Genomic DNA, 15,253 nt, shown 5'->3' with positions numbered 1-15,253 from the left:
CCTCGGCCGGTCGGTGGCGGGGGTCCGCGCGTTGTCGAGGGGGCGGTCGAGCGGCTCGCGGATGCCGGATGTCCGCGGGGCGTGGACTGTACGGCGAGAGCGGTGCTCTTGTTTGGGTGCAGTGCTCTGGCATCTGGCAGACTGGCCGCATGACCGCAGCTCCCCGTACCGCGCGTGATCGTGCCCGGGCCGAACTCACTTCCGAGATCAAGGACGTCGCACGACGACACCTCGCCGCCGAGGGCGCCCAGCGGTTGTCGTTGCGTGCCGTGGCCCGAGAGCTGGGGATGGCCTCGTCCGCGCTGTATCGGTACTTCCCGAGCCGGGACGAGTTGCTGACCGCGCTGATCGTGGACGCCTACGACGCGGTGGGCGAGCGGGTCGAGCGTGCCGTCGAGGCGGCGGGGCCGGCCGAGCATCCACGTGCCGCCTGGCGCGGTCTGTGCGGCGCGGTGCGGGCGTGGGCTCGCGAGCATCCGCACGAGTATGCGCTCATCTACGGCTCGCCCGTCCCCGGCTATCAGGCCCCGGACGACACTCTGGCGCCCTTCTCGCGCGTGCCGTTCGCGCTTCTCGGGATCCTTCGCGGCTCGGGGCAGGGGCCTGCTCGGCCCTTCGGGGAGGGGGATCTGCCCGGGCCGTTGGCGAAGCAGTTCGAGGCCGTGGTCGAGGCGGGTGGTCTGGACGTATCGCCGGAGACGTTGGCGCGGGCGGTGTTCGCCTGGACCGGCGTGTTCGGCATCGTGAGCTTCGAACTGTTCGGACAACTCGCCGGAAGTGCCGATCCCGCCGATCCGTTCTTCGCGTATGCCGTCGACCGGCATGCCGACCTGCTCGGGCTGGCCTGACGATGGGCCGGCTCTCCCGCGCGCAGGTCCTGGACGCGGCACTCGCACTCGCCGATCGCGACGGCATCGCCAAGTTGTCGATGCGGCGGCTCGGGGCGGAGCTCGGGGTCGAGGCGATGACGCTGTACTACTACGTGCCGAACAAGGACGCCGTGCTGGACGGCCTGGTCGAGCGGATCGTGGCCAGTGTGGCGCCTCGGCCGAGTGGTCCGCGGGCGGTGTGGCTGGGCGAGTTCGCCCACGCGTTCCGGGCCGAACTGCTGCGCCATCCGGCGGTCGTTCCACTCGTCGCGACCCGCCCGGTCGCGACTCCGGAGGCGTTGGCGGCCGTGGAGCGGGCCGCGGCGGCGCTGGTCGCGGAGGGCCTGGCGCCGCTGCGGGCGTTCCAGCTCCTCAATGCGGTCACCACGTTCGTGATCGGGCATACGTTGGCCGAACTGGATGCCGGGGGTGGGGACTCCGGGGACGTCCCGGCGGTGGCGGCGATGGAACTGCCGTGTCTGACCCGGGCGTTGGCGGCGGGGTTGGGTACGCGGGCCGATCACGACGAGCGCTTCGAATCGGCGGTCAGGGCTCTGCTGGCGGGGATCGAGTAGGCGTTTCCGGGGGACGGGCGATCGCGGGGCGGTTCGGGGTTGGCTGAACACGACGACGGAAACACGGAAACGAGGGGGATGCGGCGATGCTCATCGGCGCGAGCGAGCAGCGTCGGGCGGAGCGGATCGAGGGGCTCGTGGGTCCGTGGCAACTCAACGCCACCTATCGGATCGTCGGCGACGACGACCTTGCCGCCGGGGCGATCGTGCGCCCAGGGGCGGGCCGGGTTTGATCGGCCCGTCCCCCGGCGGCGCATCCACGCGAAAACCTTTGTCCGGCGGTGGTGTTCTGCTGCTAGCGTCGCGGCGTGGCGAAATTGAACCAGATCATCGCGGTGGAGAAGGGCGTCAAGACCAAGTCCTTCCAGGAATTGACGGATGCTCACCAGCGGGTCCAGAAGGGCGCGTTGCTGTCGGGCATCTCGCGCACCTACCAGCCCAAGGACGAGGAGGGCGAGCAACTGCCGCCCGAGTCGACCCGGGTGCAGGTCAAGGGCGAGGAGGTGCTGCGTTCCGTCACCGGCACGCTGACCCGGCTCTTCGACGTGACCGCGACCAAGGACTGGGCCAACTGCGAGGCGCGCGCCGACGTGGTCGTGGACGGCACGCCGTTGCTGCGCGACGTTCCGGTGTCGTACCTGCTCTTCCTGGAGAAGCAACTGGTCGACGTGCACACCTTCGTGCGCAAGCTGCCGATCCTGGACGCCGCCGAGACGTGGACGCTCGACCCCTCCACGGACTCCTGGCGCACCGAGCCGGTGCGTACCGTGCGGACCAAGAAGGTCCCGCGCAACCACGTCAAGGCCGAGGCGACCGAACACCACCCGGCCCAGGTCGAGATGTACTTCGAGGACATCGCCGCCGGCTACTGGACCACCGTCAAGTTCTCGGGCGCGCTCCCCGCCCGGCGCGTGAACGAACTCGTCGAGCGGGTCGAAAAGCTGCAGCGGGCGGTCAAGTTCGCCCGCGAGGAAGCCAACGGCGCGGAAGTGACGGACCGTCGGATCGGCGACGCGGTCTTCGCCTACCTGCTCGGCAACGGCCAGGGCGAGTAGGCTTCGAGAATCCCCCGACCGGAGGGTCGGGGGTGCGCGAGGAGCGCAAGCTGAAACTGAAGCTTGTCGTGACGAACGCGGGTAACGGTGGAGGTTCGAATCCTTCCCCCGGCACCACGAGCCGGGGTGGCCCAAGTCGGCAGAGGCAGCCCGCGATCAATCTCAGACTCTTGCTCCAGACTCAGCATCGCCGCCCATCGCCGGATCGACCGGACGGGGCTCCAGTCGTCGGTTGCTGGTTCGACTCCAGCCCGGGCCGCTCGTGGCCTGGTAGTTCAAAGGTAGAACGCGACGACTTTCAAGACGACCCCGGTCCTTAAACGTGCCGGCGTGCCCGATAGGGCGGCACAGCGGGCCTCCGCGGGCAGGCTAGCCCCGCGGAGGCCCACCCTCTCGATCGGACTCGATCCGACGTTCTCCGACTGCGTGCCGACGGCCATGCACCGCCCCCGCCGAGCCGGTGTCAGGCTCAGATCTTGGTCGACTCACGCCAGTGGGAAAGGACTTCGAGGTCGCCGTCGAGGCGGCAGCCGGTGGTGTCGGCCCGGTTCCACAGCAGCAGGTACAGCCTTTCGGCCGGACCGGACACCGTGAGGTCGGCGGGTTCGGCGGCGCGTACGACGCGTCGATCGGCGGTGCCGATCCGCATGGTCCAGGCGGCCGAGGCGTCGTCCGGAGTGACCGCGATGCTCAGCGGCGGGTCGGCGGCACCTTTGTTCCGGGCGTGGGCGAGGAATCCGCACAGCAGTTCGTCGATTCCGTCGGCGGCGAAATCCGTGGGCACGGCGGAGGGCAGACCGGCCGCGAGTTCCGCGTCGACGCGATGAACGGCCGTCTCGTGCGCCTGGCGTCGCGCCCAGAAGGCGACCGTGGACGGTGCCTCGAAGAAGGTCCACCCCGGGGCGTCGGGGGCCGCCGTACCGAGCGTCTCCAGCAGATCGGCGTGGGTGCTTCGGTACCACTCGAAGAGGTCCCGGTCGGTGGGGGCGCGGAACAGGTCCGCGGTGTCCTCCCGGCTCGGCCGTTCGACGCTGCCGGATCCCACGATGTACGCGGCCCATCGGTGCACGCCGCCCAGGTGTTCGAGGAGATCGTGTACCCGCCAGTCGGGGCAGGACGGCACCTCTGCGTCCAACCCTGCCCGTTCGGCCGCACGGGCGAGCGACTCGCCGTCGGCGCGCAGCATGTCGAGATGCGTGGCAATGTCCATTGGGCCACGTTCTCACGTGGGATCGGCGGGGGAACAGGCTTGATGGGCCGCGGGCAACCGGCCGCTCGGGGCGAATCGCGGCGATGGGTCGTCGGTGCGTCCTATGCTGGGGGTGATGGGTAACTTCGGTGTATATGTCGTCGCCCGGTCGGCGTGGCCCCTGTTGGAATTGCCGGCCGTCCAGCAGGCCGGCGGTGAACCGCGGTGGTCGGCTCGCGACGGCGACTGGCAGGTTCTGCTGCTGTCGTCGGGGTTGGATCCGGGGCCGACGTTGATGGCGGACACGGACGCGCCGGTGTTGACAGCCGACGTGGTGTCCGGCCACTTCGCGATGATCGACGCGCAGAGTCCGGGTGGGGGCGACGTATGGCATTGCGCGCTCGCGCCGCGCGCGGCCAGGTCGTACGCGTTGGATCCGGAACTCGGGCCGCCGCCGGAGCGGGTGCTGCCGCGCGCCTTGGGCTGGGCGCGCGAGGCCGGACTCACGCCCGATGAGGCGGCGTTGGACACCACGCTGCGCGCGGAGGGGACGCCGGACGACCTCCTGCGGGCTTTTCTGGAGGCGTTGGGCTTTCGGTTCGTGGTGGTGGACGCGGGGTAGCGGGTGGGGTGTTCGTTGTCGTGGCGTCGTGGGTGCGCTATGCGGATGTGGGGACGGTGTTGATCGGGGCCGGGCCGTCCGACAGGTAGGTGCTGATCTGCCGGAGCCAGCGGGTGTGGTAGCGGCTGATCAGGGCGTCGGGGGTCAGGCGGGAGAGGGTCGGCAGGTATTTGTTTGTTGTCTCCGAGCCGGCGCGGCGGGCGGTCAGGGAAGCGCGGCGGGCGCGCGAACTCCGGTAGTCGGCAAGCGCCTCGGGGATGTCGGCAGTGCGGCGCAGGGCGCGGGCCAGGGCCCAGGCGTCCTCCAGGGCCTGGTTGCCGCCCTGGGCGACGGTCGGCGGCATCGTGTGCGCCGCGTCGCCGAGGAGGGTGGTCCGGCCGAGGCTCCAGGTGCGTGGGACCTTGTGGCGGTGGTGGGCGAAGTACTCGACGTCCGCGTCGGTGACCGTCGCCAGCACGTGGGGGACCGGCGCGGCCCAGTGCCCGAAACGCTTGCGCAGTGCGGCGATCGGCGAGGCCGGTGGTGGTTCGGCCGGGTCGCGGCGGACGTCGAACCACCACTGGAGCAGGCCGTTGCCGGCGGGCATCAGGCCGCACATGCCCTCGGGGCCGACGATCATCAGGCCGCGGCGCTCGTGGACCACGTCGATGTCGATCGGGGTCAGCCCCTGCCAGGTGACCCAGCCGGTCGGGGTGGTGGGGTCGGAGCCCCATACGTGCCGGCGGACGACCGAGCGGGCGCCGTCGGCGCCGATGATCAGGTCGGCGGCGTCGGTGCTGCCGTCGGCGAAGGTCGCCCGGGCGTGGTCGGGGGATTGGGCGATCGCGGTGCAGGGCTTGTCGAAGGCGATCGTGGTGGTGGCCGCGTTCTCGTTCGCCCCTTTGGTCTCGGAGTCGGTGTTGACCTCTGTGTCGACTCGGTGCGTGGGCAGGGCTTCGGCCAGGCGGCGGATCAGGTCGCGGCGGGGTGTGGCGAGGTGGGGGTGGCCATAGCGGATGGCGGCGAGTGAGACGTCGATCCGCATCAGGACGCGTCCGTCGTAGTCGCGTTGTTCGAGCAGATCGATGGGTGCGCCGAGGCCTTCGGTGGGGACGCCGAGGTCGGCGAGGATGCCGGTGCCGTTGCTCCAGAGGGTGAGCGCCGAGCCGGAGGTGCGCAGTGCCGACGCCCGTTCGTAGACGGTGACGTCGTGCCCGTCCGTGTGCAGGGCGCGCGCCGCCGCGAGTCCGCCGATGCCCGCGCCGATGACCAGTATTCGCATGATGCCCCTCGTGTTGCGGATGCGGTGGAGTGGACGGCGACCGGTGACCGGCGGCCCTGGGATGCCACTACTCGGATAGTACTATCACAGTCCTGATAATCTGAGCCGCATGGCACCACCCCCCAACAGCGCCCGTCGGCGCGCCATCGCGGACGGCGCGATCGAGGTCCTGGCCCGGGCCGGCGTACACGGCTTCAGCCACCGCGCGGTGGACGAGGCGGCGGGGCTGCCGGCGGGTACCACGTCGAACTACTTCCGCAGCCGCGACGTCCTGCTGGGCGCCGCGGCGGAGCGCGTCCTGGAACTGCACCGCGCCGACATGACCGCCGCACACGAGACGGTGGCCGGCCCGATCGACCGGGGCGGCCTGGTCGACCTGATCGCGATGTCGCTGGAGTTCTCGGCCACGATGCACCGGGCGCGCTATCTGGCCGTGTACGAACTGACCCTCGAGGCCACCCGCCGCCCCGAACTCCAGCGCACGCTGGACCACATGCAGACGGAGGCCGTGGACTTCACCCTGGCCCAGCACCGCGCCCTCGGCCTGCGCACGTCGCGCGCGGACGTCGCCACGCTGATCACGCTCTTCGCCGGCGCCCTCTACACCCTGGTCACCGGGCAGGCCGGGCAGGCCACGGGCCCGGCGGCCCGAGCACTGGCGCAGGGGATGGTCACGGGCATCGCCTCACCGAACTGAGCGGGGCGGCGTGTTCGATGGAGAGATGGCCCTCCCCGACGAGGCGCTCGCGTTCCGCGACGAGGACTGGCACGGGACAGAGCTGAGGAAACACCGCGCAGCACACGCGCTGTTCGTCCCTGGACGTGACCTGGACCGAGGCCGTCAACGAGGACGCGGTGTTCGACGAGTGCACGTCCACGGGCGTGCGATACACCGCGTCGCGGCACACGGGAACGGCATTCACGAACTACACGCTCAAACGCTGCACACTCTTCAACACCGGTTCATCGACCGCAAACCGCTCGGCAGCGTGTTCCGGCAGTACACCCACACGGTGTCCGTAGCAATGAGCGGAGACTGTTCGTTCGTCGCCCCCCGGGAGCCAACCTTACCCAGGCAACCTTCACCGACGCCCACATACACAAGGCAGACCTGACCACCACCCGCCCGCAAAAGGCCGTGGTGACAACCTGCGGCCTACCCGGCTCAACACTGCACGGCGCAGCCCCAAAAACGCCCGCCTATGAGGCAGCAACCTAGCCTCCCTGCCCCCGAGCAGCCGACTTCCAAGCCACCCAAACCACCCCCGCCCAAGCCACCACGATGGACAAAACCCCAGGCTGGACCGTCGCCTGACCGCAACGGAAATTCCATCCCACGGCGGTGTCGATCCCACTGATGCCTAACGTTGCCTTGCGCTTATGTTCCGCAATCTCACACGTGAACGTTCACCCACTACGGGCTGAGTGGCAGATGCAGGCGGCTGCTCGGCTGGCCGCCCCACTTTTCACTGGCTGGTTGTCGAACTCGCCCACGGCATCCCCGTGTTCGTTACACGCTGACCACTTACAACAGCACAAAGCCAGTTGACCATCGGTGGCTTGGCTCTTGTCTCGCTCTTGAAGTTCAGCTTGGAGGTCGATTGCTTAAATGAGGGTGCGTCAAACTTTTTTGGAGGATTGCAACCAGCCGGAATGACCGCCGCTCGCGAAATGGTTGATGGCCGAATTATTTTCGGGTCGGCTGTGCTGATGGGGAGAATTTAGTTCATCACCTGCAGTTCGCCTACCCGGGCGGTGGTGGACGATGCGCCCGCCAGGTCGGAGAGTTCATGTCGACCTCCGCCGTCCACGTAGTATGCTTTCCAATTTACCGTCGCCGTCACGGTGTACTTGTCCTTGGGCTGGCTTCCGGAATTTTTGGTGTACTTGTAACCGCACAAGGGTGATTCCTTGCTTCCGTCAGCAGGTGTATATTCCCTTCCCGGATTTTCGCATGTCTTTTCATGCCCGTCGCCCATATCCCAGGTGACGCTGGTCGAATATGCCGTCACAGTCACTTGGACATCGCCCACTTTGAGTGTTTTCTCCACTCCTTCGCGGGACCATCTGTGTGGATCGGAGGTGTCGATCCAAAGCCAAACGGGAAGACCGACGAGGCCAATTTTTCCCTCGCCGGGAGTCATGAATACCTTGGGCTTGCGAAGCTCGAGTTGAGCAACGGCGAGAGCCGCCACTTGGGCGGCTGTCAAAGCGCCACCCCCACCACCCGCAGTGGTGTTACCGGTGGTGGCTCCGGCGATACCCCCGGCTCCCGAGTCGGGGAAGGGGTTGCTGGGACCCGATCCACCCCCTGTGGCACCTTGCCCCCCTCCACCCGTTCCTCCACTGACGGTGGCATTGCCCGGGGTTGGAATATCGATGCAGATGATGAGATCACCGCATTCGTTCACGCCGGCAGAAGCCGATGGAAGTGTCAGGACTGCTGCCGTTAGACCCGCAGTGCACCCCAGGATGACTCCTTTGGTCAATCGCGAAGTAGTCATGAAGCCTCCTTGGGGTCGCACTGGCGGTCAGAAGTAATCTGCGGGTGATAGATTTTCAGGCAGAGATTCCATCGCCGGAAAGAGCTCGATAAGATTCGGCGACGATGTCGACGGGTGAAGCTGCTGCAGTTGGCACCTTGAGTACCACCATATTTACAGTGGTCAGATCAAGTGTTTTCCATTTCGTGGTTTTTCCATTGAGATTCTGAAGGCCCTCGCTGCGAGTGACCGTGATGACTCCGGAAGGTCCCGGCGTCAGGTGAGAAGTTGTCTTGGTAGTACACATGACAAGCTTGTCGCCATCGGAGGTCTTCCAGGCTGGAATTTTGCCGTTGACCATGGGCTCAGTTCTGGCTGTGACGGAACCACCGGCTGTCAGTGGCACCATGCCTTGCTTGTTCTGCTCGGCAACCTGGCGAGCGGACTTGGCGCGCGGCCCCCAATTCGTTGTCGAGGCTCCATCGCCGTTCATGTAGGCAGTAAAGTTCCGGCAGGTGTCATCGCCGTAATCGATAGTATTTTCGTTGAGGTCAACCGAGTTGTTTAGAGTGGATATTTGATTGATTGTCGGAAACTTTTGATCGACCCCTGTATAGGTTAGAAAAGACATTCTCCAAGGGCCGGAGCCCCGGGCCTGCTGTAGCACGCCGATGGAAGTTCTGGATCTTCCGCTCAAGGATTGACGGCCGACTGCGAGGAGCCACCGATCGTTCCCGCTCGGCGTACCTTGAGGTGCGACGACCTGAATGTCGTCGTTGGCCGCCTGTTCCTCGCTACTGGGGACATTGTCACCGTACTTGAGGATTCTTTCCTGGCGCGCTCGGGACACTTCAAGCATGGCCCCGGTTTGGATATCCTCCAGCGCTTTTACATCGTGCGACGCCGTCGCCTTCTTGCTCAGGTCGAAGTACCTTTGCGAGATACCCGCTCCTTCGGCTTCACTGATTGGCGGAGGAGCAGTCGCTGGTACCTGGGGTGCCTCTGGAAGGGGGGCGGCGGCGGTTTTGGGGGCGGCTTGGCTGATTTTGGGGGTTTTGGGCTTGTTGTCCGAGGAGCAGGCCGTGGCCAGGAGGGTGAGTGTGGCCAAAGCTGCCAGCAGGGTTGCTGGGAGTTGGGTGTTGGTGGGTCGGGCCAAAACTGCCACCCCCGCAGCAGGTGCGATCTTCGGAGTTCGGTGCGCTATTGATCTGCCGAAGCATCATTGCACTTGATCGGGTGGGTCGTAAGCGTCTTCGGGAGATCACTGCGGGTGGCGGGATTCGGTCGCTTGGTGGGAGTGGATCCGGGGTGGTTTGGCGGGGGCGGATTCGTGCTGGTGGCTGGGGTGTTGGTGGGGGAGTTGGTGGGTGGGGTTATGGAGCTATGGGGTTGTGGTGACCAGAGTGGTCAGGCCGTGGCCCTGTTGCCATTGGTATAGGCGGGGTTGGTCGAGTAGGACGATGCCGTGGTGGCGGGCGAATCGGCGGGCCTCGGTGGTGAATCCGTGGCGGGTGATGAAGATCGGGATGTCGGCCTGGTGGTTGTGGTGGGCCGTGCCGATGAAGTCGTGGAGGTCCAGGGGGCGGGCCTCGTGGGGGATGGGGGCGCAGCTGATCAGGACGAGACTGCCGTTGGGGAGGTAGGCCTTGACGTTGGCGTCGGGGGCTACCTGGACGGCGAGGAGGCCGTCGCGGCGGCAGAGGTCGGCGATCTGGAGTTCGAAGTCGCGGTCGTCCGGGGGGTCGTGGCGTTGGTTGAGGGTTGACGTGGCGAGGTGGATGGTCGCGCACAGGAGGGCCAGGGCGGCGGAGGTGGCCAGCCAGGCGTCGGTGCCGTTGATACCGAAGGAGTCGAAGAGGTCGTGCAGCGCGATGGCCGGGACGGCGGCCAACGGGGCTATGGCCCAGCCGCGGAACTTGGCGCGGGTGCGGGTTCGGGGCATGTGGGGTCCCTCCGTGGGCTGCCGACGGCGGAGCGGGCGGCAGCTTAGGCGGAGGGGTGGGCGGTCAACCACCCGACTGGATGGCGGATGTGGTGGGAGGACGGGGTGGAGGGTGGGGGTTGATGCCGTGGGATCGCCCCTTTGGTGCGGGAGTTGGGGTTGTGGGGTTGCCTGCGGGCGGGGCGACGGCGGCATGTGTGGGGGTGGGGCCGTGTGGGTGATGCGATGGGGCGATGGAGCGTAGAAGGGTGAGGCGCGGGGCGTGGGGGTGTGGCGCGCGGTGTGTGGGGATCGGATGGTTGCGAGACATTGGCTCTTGACATGGGTAGCCCGTGGCCCTGCGATCCGCCCGACCGCCCGACCGCCCGACCGCCCGACCGCCCGACCGCCCGACCGCCCGACCGCCCGACCGCCCGACCGCCCGACCGCCCGACCGCCCGACCGCCCGACCGCCCGACCGCCCGACCGCCCGACCGCCCGACCGCCCGACCGCCCGACCGCCCGACCGCCCGACCGCCCGACCGCCCGACCGCCCGACCGCCCGACCGCCCGACCGCCCGACCGCCCGACCGCCCGACCGCCCGACCGCCCGACCGCCCGACCGCCCGACCGCCCGACCGCCCGACCGCCCGACCGCCCGACCGCCCGCCCGACCGCCCGACCGCCCGACCGCCCGCGGTGCCGTTGGCGGCCCGCCCGACCGACCTGCCGTTGACCGCCCGACCGCCAGCCGTGCCGTTGGCGGCCCGCCCGACCGACCGACCGCCGTGCCGTTGGGTGCTTGACCGACCGACCGTGGTGCCGTTGGGTGCGCGGCTGCCGTGTCGTTGGTTGCTGCGGCTTTGTGGGGTTGGTGGTCCGTGGTTTGTGGCTGGGTGTGGTGGGGCGGGGGGCCTGTGGATGTGGGTTGGGGAAATGGATCGGGGACGTGGTTAGTGTGCCGGGGCCGGCTCCGCTATCTTCTGCCGAATGAGCAGGATCCGTAAGACAGCGATCATGGTTGTGGCATGTTTCGGTCTCGCCTTCGCGGGCGTGGCCTCCGCGTATGCGATTCCCGGTCAGCATCCGCAGGTGCGCAAGGTGTGTCGCGTCCTCGACCCCGAGGTCAAGCAGGCCAAGCAGGCCAAGCGCGGTAACCACGTCGGGCGCAACGGTGAGTCGAAGGTTCACCGGCAGCGGCACGACGGCGTGATGGGTGAAGTGGCCGACCACTACTGCGTACCGGGCGGCGGTAAGCACAAGGTCAACCCAGGTGTACGACCTGCAACACGGTGACGGTTGTCGTCCCTTCGTTGAGCAGTACCACCACGATCAGGGGCCCCGCCGCTGCGGTGCGGACGATTCGGTCGTCCTCGCCGTAGCGGACGGTGGCCGTGTACGGGTCGCAGACCAGTTTGTACAGCAGCATTCCCCAGTGGTTGAGCGTGGTTTCGGGGAAGCGGTCGATGACCTCTTGGTGCTCGATGCCGATCCTCGGGCGCCACGTCACGCGGCACTGCTTTGCGCTCGGCCGCGGGAGATCCACTTGCGGACGATTTCTTCGTCCACCTCGTCGAGGTCCGGGTCCAGGCCCGTGGTTCGAACCTGCGCCGCGAGGGCGCGCGCGTGCGGCAGGCCGGCGATCAGCTCCTCCGCCGCCTGTACGTAGCGGGCCAGCAGGCCCGGCAGATCGCCGATCGGCGTCAGATTCACCAGGCGCAGGAATTCGTGGCGGGCTTCGGGGTGCGGGAGCGCATGCGCGATGCGATCCACGGTCCACGGGTCAGTGCTGTCCACGCCGGCCCTCTCCTCACTCCGGACGAATGATCCGGGATCAGATTAGGGGCCGAGCGCGGGTGCGGGGGACTACGCAATCCCTCAATTTCCGGCCATTCACCAGCATTTGGGCGCCTTGGCGGCCATGCACTTGGCCTTGCGCTCGTCTTCGAGCGTGGTGGTCGGCGGGGTCGTGCGGCCGCCGTTCTTCGACTGCGTCTCCGGCGGGGTCTGCTCCTGCCGCGTCTCCGCCCGGGCCGTCGGCCGGTCGAGGGTGGACTCCGGTGTCGCGGAGGCGGGTTCGGCGGAGGCCGGCGCGTCCGTCGCGGGGTTCGGCAGGATCGTCCCCGTGGTCCCGATCGTTCCCGTCGTCGCCGCGGGCGGAACGTCGGTCGCCGGTCGCACGGTTGCCTGGTGCGGGGGCATCAGGAACAGTCCCGCGGCGGCGATCACCAGTACGCCCACCCCGGCGCCGAGGGCCGCCGCGCGGCGGCGTCGGCGGATCCGCTTGCCACCCGCCACGGCCGCGTCCACCACGCTCGGGAAGTCGGGCTCGGGCTGATCGAGCATCAGCCGGAACAGGTCGCGATCGTTCATGGTCGGCCTCACCGCTCGGACAGCTCCCACATCTGCTCGCCCACGAGTTCGCGCAGCCGGTTCAGGCCGCGCGCGCTCTGGCTCTTGACCGTGCCGGTACTGATCCGCAGGGCCTCCGCCGTCTGTTCGACGCTCCAGTCCTCCCAGAAGCGCAGCACGAGTACGGCCCGATAGCGAGGCGGCAGCCGGAGCAGCGCCGCCTGGAGGGTCAGCCGCAGGTCCGGCGAGCAGGACTCGTCGCTCTGCCGTTGCGGGAGTTCGTCGACCGGCTCCTCGCGCCAACGGCCCTTGCGGTGCTGGTCGATGTACGTACGGGTGAGCACCACGCGGGCGTACGCGTCCACGTTGCCGTCGCGGTTCAGCCTGCCCCACGCCGTGTACATCTTCATCAGTGTGGTCTGGGTGAGGTCCTGGGCCTCGTACCAGTCGCCGCACAGCAGGTACGCGGATCGACGCAGCTGGGCCTGGCGGGCCTCGGCGTACTCGCGGAACTCCCGTTCGCGGGCTGCCCCCCTCACGCGGGCGGCAGCGGAGTCGCCAGGGGGTGGTCGCGGGAATCGCGCACCGTGATCTCCTCCTCACCGGATCCCCCGCGGGCATGGTTCGAGAGCGCCCGGCCCTTGCCGGGGCGTCTGTCCGCCTGCATTTCGAGGGTGCTGTCACAGGGGATACGCGCGCCGCCGGCCCCGGGTTGCACGGCGGTTCGGAGATGTTGCGCACGTGCGCGGCGTGGGTCGGCGGTGCAACGCGGCCCGGCCGGCGGGCGTATGTGTCTTGTGGAGGGTTCGGGTCGGATCGGGGCCAGTGAAGGGGTACGCACATGACGAATCGTCAAAGCCGGCCGCGCGGGCAGGCGATGAGTCTGGTGGGGCCGGTCGCCGCCGTGTTCGCCACCGTCGGGATCGCGGTGGGGGCCTGGGTGGGCGTCGCCTCCGCCTCGGGCGCCGGGGAGCCGAAGTCGGTACCCGCCTCGGTGACCTCGGTGGTCGAACCGACCGCGGACCCGACCGCGACGCACCGGCCGCGCGCGGCGACGGGTCGGCCCACGGTGGTCACGCCGGGGAAGCCGTTCGTGGCCAGGAAGTCGGACCTGGAGCGGAACGCACGCGTGGACCCGAAGCCGGTCACGGGCCGAAGGGGGCCCGAAACGGGAGTGCTCCCGCGCACGGGGCGCGAGCCGGACGCGAGGCCGTGAGACGGGGGCGGCAAGTGGCGTACAGGGCGCACGGCCGGCCGTGACCACGCCAGCCGTTATGCCCCCGGCACACCCGGCCCGACCCGCGGGCACCCGCCCCCGAACCAGCCCCGGCCCCGGCCGGTCCAGGCCCCCACCGCCCCGCTCACCGTGTCCAATACGCTCGAGCCCGCCGTAGATCACGTCGGCGCACCGGCCCGGGACCCCTCCCGCACCGGCGCACGGCGCGGACGCCGGCCGCGGGCCCCGGCCGCTTCGGGGATCGCGTCGTCTCGTCCCCATCCCCGTCGAGGAGTTGCCGCGTGGTTCCGATCGCCCCGGGCGCAGTGCCGTTGCTCGGTCATACCCCGGCGTTGTTGCGCGGGCGGTGGGACTTCGTGTCCTCGTTGCGGGCGCACGGGCCGATCGTGCGGATCCGGGTCGGGCCGAAGGAGTTGTACGTCCTCAACGATCCCGCGCTCGTGCGCTGCGTGCTCGTCGAACACGCGGACACCGTCGAGCGCGACGGCTTCTTCAAGCAGGCCCGGTTGCACATCGGCGACGGGCTGGCCGCCTCCGACGGGCCGCTGCATCGGGCCCGACGGCGTACCCTGCAGCCCGCGTTCCAGCGGTCCCGGATCGGCGCGTACGTGGATGTGATCCGGCGTCGGGCCGAGGACGCGAGCGCGCAGTGGTTGCCCGGGTCCACGCTCGCGCTCGATCGGGAGATGAGCGAACTCGGCCTGACCACGCTCGGTCGGCTGATCTTCGGTGAGGACCCGACCGCGGACGCCGCCGTCGCCGAAGTGCGGCGCTCGTTGCCGGTGTTCATCCAGGAGGTGTTCACCCGCACGGTGCTGCCCGAGTGGGCGCGGCGGTTGCCCACTCCCGGCAACCGGCGCTTCGCCGAGACCGGGGGCCGGTTGCGCGACGCGATCGCCGCGGCGGTGGACGCGGGTTCGGGGCAGGGGCTGCTCGGCGAGTTCGTCGGGATGGGCATGTCGCCCGAGGCGGTGCGCGACGAGGTGGTGTCCATGCTGATCGCCGGCAACGACAACACCAACGCCACCCTCTCGTGGGTCTTTCACGAGATCGGCCGCGACGAGGACGTCCGCAAGCGGCTGCACGCCGAGTTGCACGAGGTACTGGCCGGCGGGCCGCCGATCGCGGAGAACCTGGGCGCCCTCGTATATACAAGGAGTGTTGTCGACGAGACGCTTCGGTTGTACGCGCCCTGGCTGGTGGTGCGCCGGGCCAATCGCGACGTCGACGTGATGGGGCATCACATCCCGGCCGACGGCGACGTGTTGTACAGCCATCACGCGCTGCACCGGGATCCGGAGCTGTTCCCCGAGCCCGAGCGCTTCGATCCGGACCGCTGGGCGGAGCCCGGTTTCCGGGGGCGTGCGCGCGGCGTGTACATGCCCTTCGGCGCGGGCGTGCACCGGTGTGTCGGCGAACACCTGTTCCTGGCCCAGATCGTGACCACCGTGGCGACGGTGTGCGCGCGGTGGCATCTGGAGCCGGTGCCCGGCAAGCCGTCCCGGCCGAGGACGAGCGCGCTCCCGCGCCCCGGACACCTGCCGGTGCGGGCGATCCGCCGACGGGACTGAACTCCTGTGACTGCTCCGGGCGTCGCCGTCACGACGCCCGATCGTCGCCGCGTCGACATGACGACACATCCGCCGTTTTGCCGGATTGGCGCGTGGAACCCGGGAGTTCTTCGTACAT

19 protein-coding genes are annotated in these 15,253 nt (G+C 68.9%); 9 read left to right on the top strand and 10 right to left on the bottom strand.

The window, feature by feature from the left end; genetic code table 11:
* The first annotated feature begins 149 nt into the window (after positions 1 to 149).
* The 4 genes from B4N89_RS05540 (at position 150) to B4N89_RS05530 (ending at position 2,499) form a co-directional block, all read left to right on the top strand.
* The gene (locus B4N89_RS05540) at positions 150 to 848 is read left to right on the top strand and encodes a TetR/AcrR family transcriptional regulator (RefSeq protein WP_078974741.1); all 699 of its coding nucleotides are present in this window, start codon (positions 150 to 152) and stop codon (positions 846 to 848) included.
* A gap of 2 nt (positions 849 to 850) precedes the next feature.
* The gene (locus B4N89_RS05535) at positions 851 to 1,444 is read left to right on the top strand and encodes a TetR/AcrR family transcriptional regulator C-terminal domain-containing protein (protein WP_078974740.1); all 594 of its coding nucleotides are present in this window, start codon (positions 851 to 853) and stop codon (positions 1,442 to 1,444) included.
* 86 nt (positions 1,445 to 1,530) lie between these two features.
* A complete protein-coding gene (locus tag B4N89_RS49640) occupies positions 1,531 to 1,677 on the top strand; it encodes a hypothetical protein (protein ID WP_161500635.1) in 147 nt (48 codons plus the stop codon).
* A 75-nt stretch (positions 1,678 to 1,752) separates the two neighbouring features.
* A complete protein-coding gene (locus B4N89_RS05530) occupies positions 1,753 to 2,499 on the top strand; it encodes a hypothetical protein (protein ID WP_078974739.1) in 747 nt (248 codons plus the stop codon).
* Positions 2,500 to 2,968: 469 nt separating this feature from the next.
* Here B4N89_RS05530 and B4N89_RS05525 read toward each other — a convergent pair whose 3' ends face one another.
* Positions 2,969 to 3,709 carry a maleylpyruvate isomerase family mycothiol-dependent enzyme gene (locus B4N89_RS05525; RefSeq protein ID WP_078974738.1) on the bottom strand — a complete coding sequence of 247 codons (741 nt, stop codon included), beginning with the start codon at positions 3,707 to 3,709 and terminating at the stop codon, positions 2,969 to 2,971.
* Between the two features lie 115 nt (positions 3,710 to 3,824).
* Here B4N89_RS05525 and B4N89_RS05520 point away from each other — a divergent pair, with 115 nt between their 5' ends.
* Positions 3,825 to 4,310, top strand: a complete 486-nt coding sequence (locus B4N89_RS05520) for a hypothetical protein (protein WP_143657855.1) — start codon at positions 3,825 to 3,827, stop codon at positions 4,308 to 4,310.
* Between the two features lie 37 nt (positions 4,311 to 4,347).
* On the opposite strand, the gene B4N89_RS05515 is transcribed toward B4N89_RS05520, so the two are convergent.
* Positions 4,348 to 5,571, bottom strand: coding sequence for an FAD-dependent oxidoreductase (locus B4N89_RS05515; RefSeq protein WP_078974736.1), 1,224 nt, complete (start codon positions 5,569 to 5,571; stop codon positions 4,348 to 4,350).
* A gap of 109 nt (positions 5,572 to 5,680) precedes the next feature.
* On the opposite strand from B4N89_RS05515, the gene B4N89_RS05510 reads away from it, so the two are divergent.
* Both B4N89_RS05510 and B4N89_RS53320 read left to right on the top strand, forming a co-directional pair.
* The gene (locus tag B4N89_RS05510) at positions 5,681 to 6,268 is read left to right on the top strand and encodes a TetR/AcrR family transcriptional regulator (protein ID WP_078974735.1); all 588 of its coding nucleotides are present in this window, start codon (positions 5,681 to 5,683) and stop codon (positions 6,266 to 6,268) included.
* 339 nt (positions 6,269 to 6,607) lie between these two features.
* Entirely contained in the window at positions 6,608 to 6,790 is a 183-nt protein-coding gene (locus tag B4N89_RS53320; protein ID WP_161500877.1) for a pentapeptide repeat-containing protein, read from the top strand.
* Positions 6,791 to 7,292: 502 nt separating this feature from the next.
* Here the strand turns inward: B4N89_RS53320 and B4N89_RS48885 are convergent.
* The 3 genes from B4N89_RS48885 to B4N89_RS05500 form a co-directional block, all read right to left on the bottom strand.
* Positions 7,293 to 8,075, bottom strand: a complete 783-nt coding sequence (locus B4N89_RS48885; protein WP_143657854.1) for a hypothetical protein — start codon at positions 8,073 to 8,075, stop codon at positions 7,293 to 7,295.
* 55 nt (positions 8,076 to 8,130) lie between these two features.
* On the bottom strand, positions 8,131 to 9,219 hold the full coding sequence (locus tag B4N89_RS48880) for a hypothetical protein (protein ID WP_143657853.1): 1,089 nt from the start codon (positions 9,217 to 9,219) through the stop codon (positions 8,131 to 8,133).
* A gap of 216 nt (positions 9,220 to 9,435) precedes the next feature.
* Complete coding sequence (locus tag B4N89_RS05500) at positions 9,436 to 9,996, bottom strand: restriction endonuclease (RefSeq protein ID WP_101896998.1); 561 nt, start codon at positions 9,994 to 9,996, stop codon at positions 9,436 to 9,438.
* Positions 9,997 to 10,965: 969 nt separating this feature from the next.
* Between B4N89_RS05500 and B4N89_RS48870 the strand changes: the two genes are divergently transcribed.
* Positions 10,966 to 11,271, top strand: a complete 306-nt coding sequence (locus B4N89_RS48870) for a hypothetical protein (protein WP_143657851.1) — start codon at positions 10,966 to 10,968, stop codon at positions 11,269 to 11,271.
* Here the strand turns inward: B4N89_RS48870 and B4N89_RS05495 are convergent.
* The 5 genes from B4N89_RS05495 to B4N89_RS05475 all read right to left on the bottom strand — a co-directional run bounded on the left by B4N89_RS05495 (position 11,240) and on the right by B4N89_RS05475 (position 13,476).
* On the bottom strand, positions 11,240 to 11,485 hold the full coding sequence (locus B4N89_RS05495) for a hypothetical protein (protein ID WP_078974732.1): 246 nt from the start codon (positions 11,483 to 11,485) through the stop codon (positions 11,240 to 11,242). The two genes, B4N89_RS48870 and B4N89_RS05495, sit on opposite strands and share 32 nt — an antisense overlap.
* The gene (locus B4N89_RS05490) at positions 11,482 to 11,772 is read right to left on the bottom strand and encodes a hypothetical protein (protein ID WP_078974731.1); all 291 of its coding nucleotides are present in this window, start codon (positions 11,770 to 11,772) and stop codon (positions 11,482 to 11,484) included. Before B4N89_RS05490 ends, B4N89_RS05495 begins: the two co-directional genes overlap by 4 nt.
* Before the next feature lie 96 nt (positions 11,773 to 11,868).
* Positions 11,869 to 12,348 carry a hypothetical protein gene (locus B4N89_RS05485; RefSeq protein ID WP_078974730.1) on the bottom strand — a complete coding sequence of 160 codons (480 nt, stop codon included), beginning with the start codon at positions 12,346 to 12,348 and terminating at the stop codon, positions 11,869 to 11,871.
* Positions 12,349 to 12,356: 8 nt separating this feature from the next.
* Positions 12,357 to 12,866: a SigE family RNA polymerase sigma factor gene (locus B4N89_RS05480; protein WP_078974729.1), complete on the bottom strand. Its 510-nt coding sequence runs from the start codon at positions 12,864 to 12,866 to the stop codon at positions 12,357 to 12,359.
* A 313-nt stretch (positions 12,867 to 13,179) separates the two neighbouring features.
* Positions 13,180 to 13,476, bottom strand: coding sequence for a hypothetical protein (locus B4N89_RS05475; protein ID WP_078974728.1), 297 nt, complete (start codon positions 13,474 to 13,476; stop codon positions 13,180 to 13,182).
* A gap of 369 nt (positions 13,477 to 13,845) precedes the next feature.
* Here B4N89_RS05475 and B4N89_RS05470 point away from each other — a divergent pair, with 369 nt between their 5' ends.
* Positions 13,846 to 15,135 carry a cytochrome P450 gene (locus B4N89_RS05470; RefSeq protein ID WP_078974727.1) on the top strand — a complete coding sequence of 430 codons (1,290 nt, stop codon included), beginning with the start codon at positions 13,846 to 13,848 and terminating at the stop codon, positions 15,133 to 15,135.
* The last annotated feature ends 118 nt before the right edge of the window (positions 15,136 to 15,253 follow it).

The sequence above is a fragment of the Embleya scabrispora genome (genome assembly GCF_002024165.1).
Classification (GTDB): Bacteria; Actinomycetota; Actinomycetes; order Streptomycetales; family Streptomycetaceae; genus Embleya; species Embleya scabrispora_A.
The sequence above is the reverse complement of the archived record's forward strand: the minus strand, read 5'-3'. Positions and strand labels throughout refer to the sequence as shown.

Excerpts from the sequence above, each read along its gene's own strand:
- B4N89_RS05510 (WP_078974735.1), top strand. The coding sequence starts at position 5,681 with ATGGCACCACCCCCCAACAGCGCCCGTCGGCGCGCCATCGCGGACGGC.
- B4N89_RS05525 (WP_078974738.1), bottom strand. The coding sequence starts at position 3,709 with ATGGACATTGCCACGCATCTCGACATGCTGCGCGCCGACGGCGAGTCG.
- B4N89_RS48885 (WP_143657854.1), bottom strand. The coding sequence starts at position 8,075 with ATGACTACTTCGCGATTGACCAAAGGAGTCATCCTGGGGTGCACTGCG.
- B4N89_RS49640 (WP_161500635.1), top strand. The coding sequence starts at position 1,531 with ATGCTCATCGGCGCGAGCGAGCAGCGTCGGGCGGAGCGGATCGAGGGG.
- B4N89_RS05515 (WP_078974736.1), bottom strand. The coding sequence starts at position 5,571 with ATGCGAATACTGGTCATCGGCGCGGGCATCGGCGGACTCGCGGCGGCG.
- B4N89_RS05540 (WP_078974741.1), top strand. The coding sequence starts at position 150 with ATGACCGCAGCTCCCCGTACCGCGCGTGATCGTGCCCGGGCCGAACTC.
- B4N89_RS05520 (WP_143657855.1), top strand. The coding sequence starts at position 3,825 with ATGGGTAACTTCGGTGTATATGTCGTCGCCCGGTCGGCGTGGCCCCTG.
- B4N89_RS48870 (WP_143657851.1), top strand. The coding sequence starts at position 10,966 with ATGAGCAGGATCCGTAAGACAGCGATCATGGTTGTGGCATGTTTCGGT.
- B4N89_RS05535 (WP_078974740.1), top strand. The coding sequence starts at position 851 with ATGGGCCGGCTCTCCCGCGCGCAGGTCCTGGACGCGGCACTCGCACTC.
- B4N89_RS05485 (WP_078974730.1), bottom strand. The coding sequence starts at position 12,348 with ATGAACGATCGCGACCTGTTCCGGCTGATGCTCGATCAGCCCGAGCCC.
- B4N89_RS05500 (WP_101896998.1), bottom strand. The coding sequence starts at position 9,996 with ATGCCCCGAACCCGCACCCGCGCCAAGTTCCGCGGCTGGGCCATAGCC.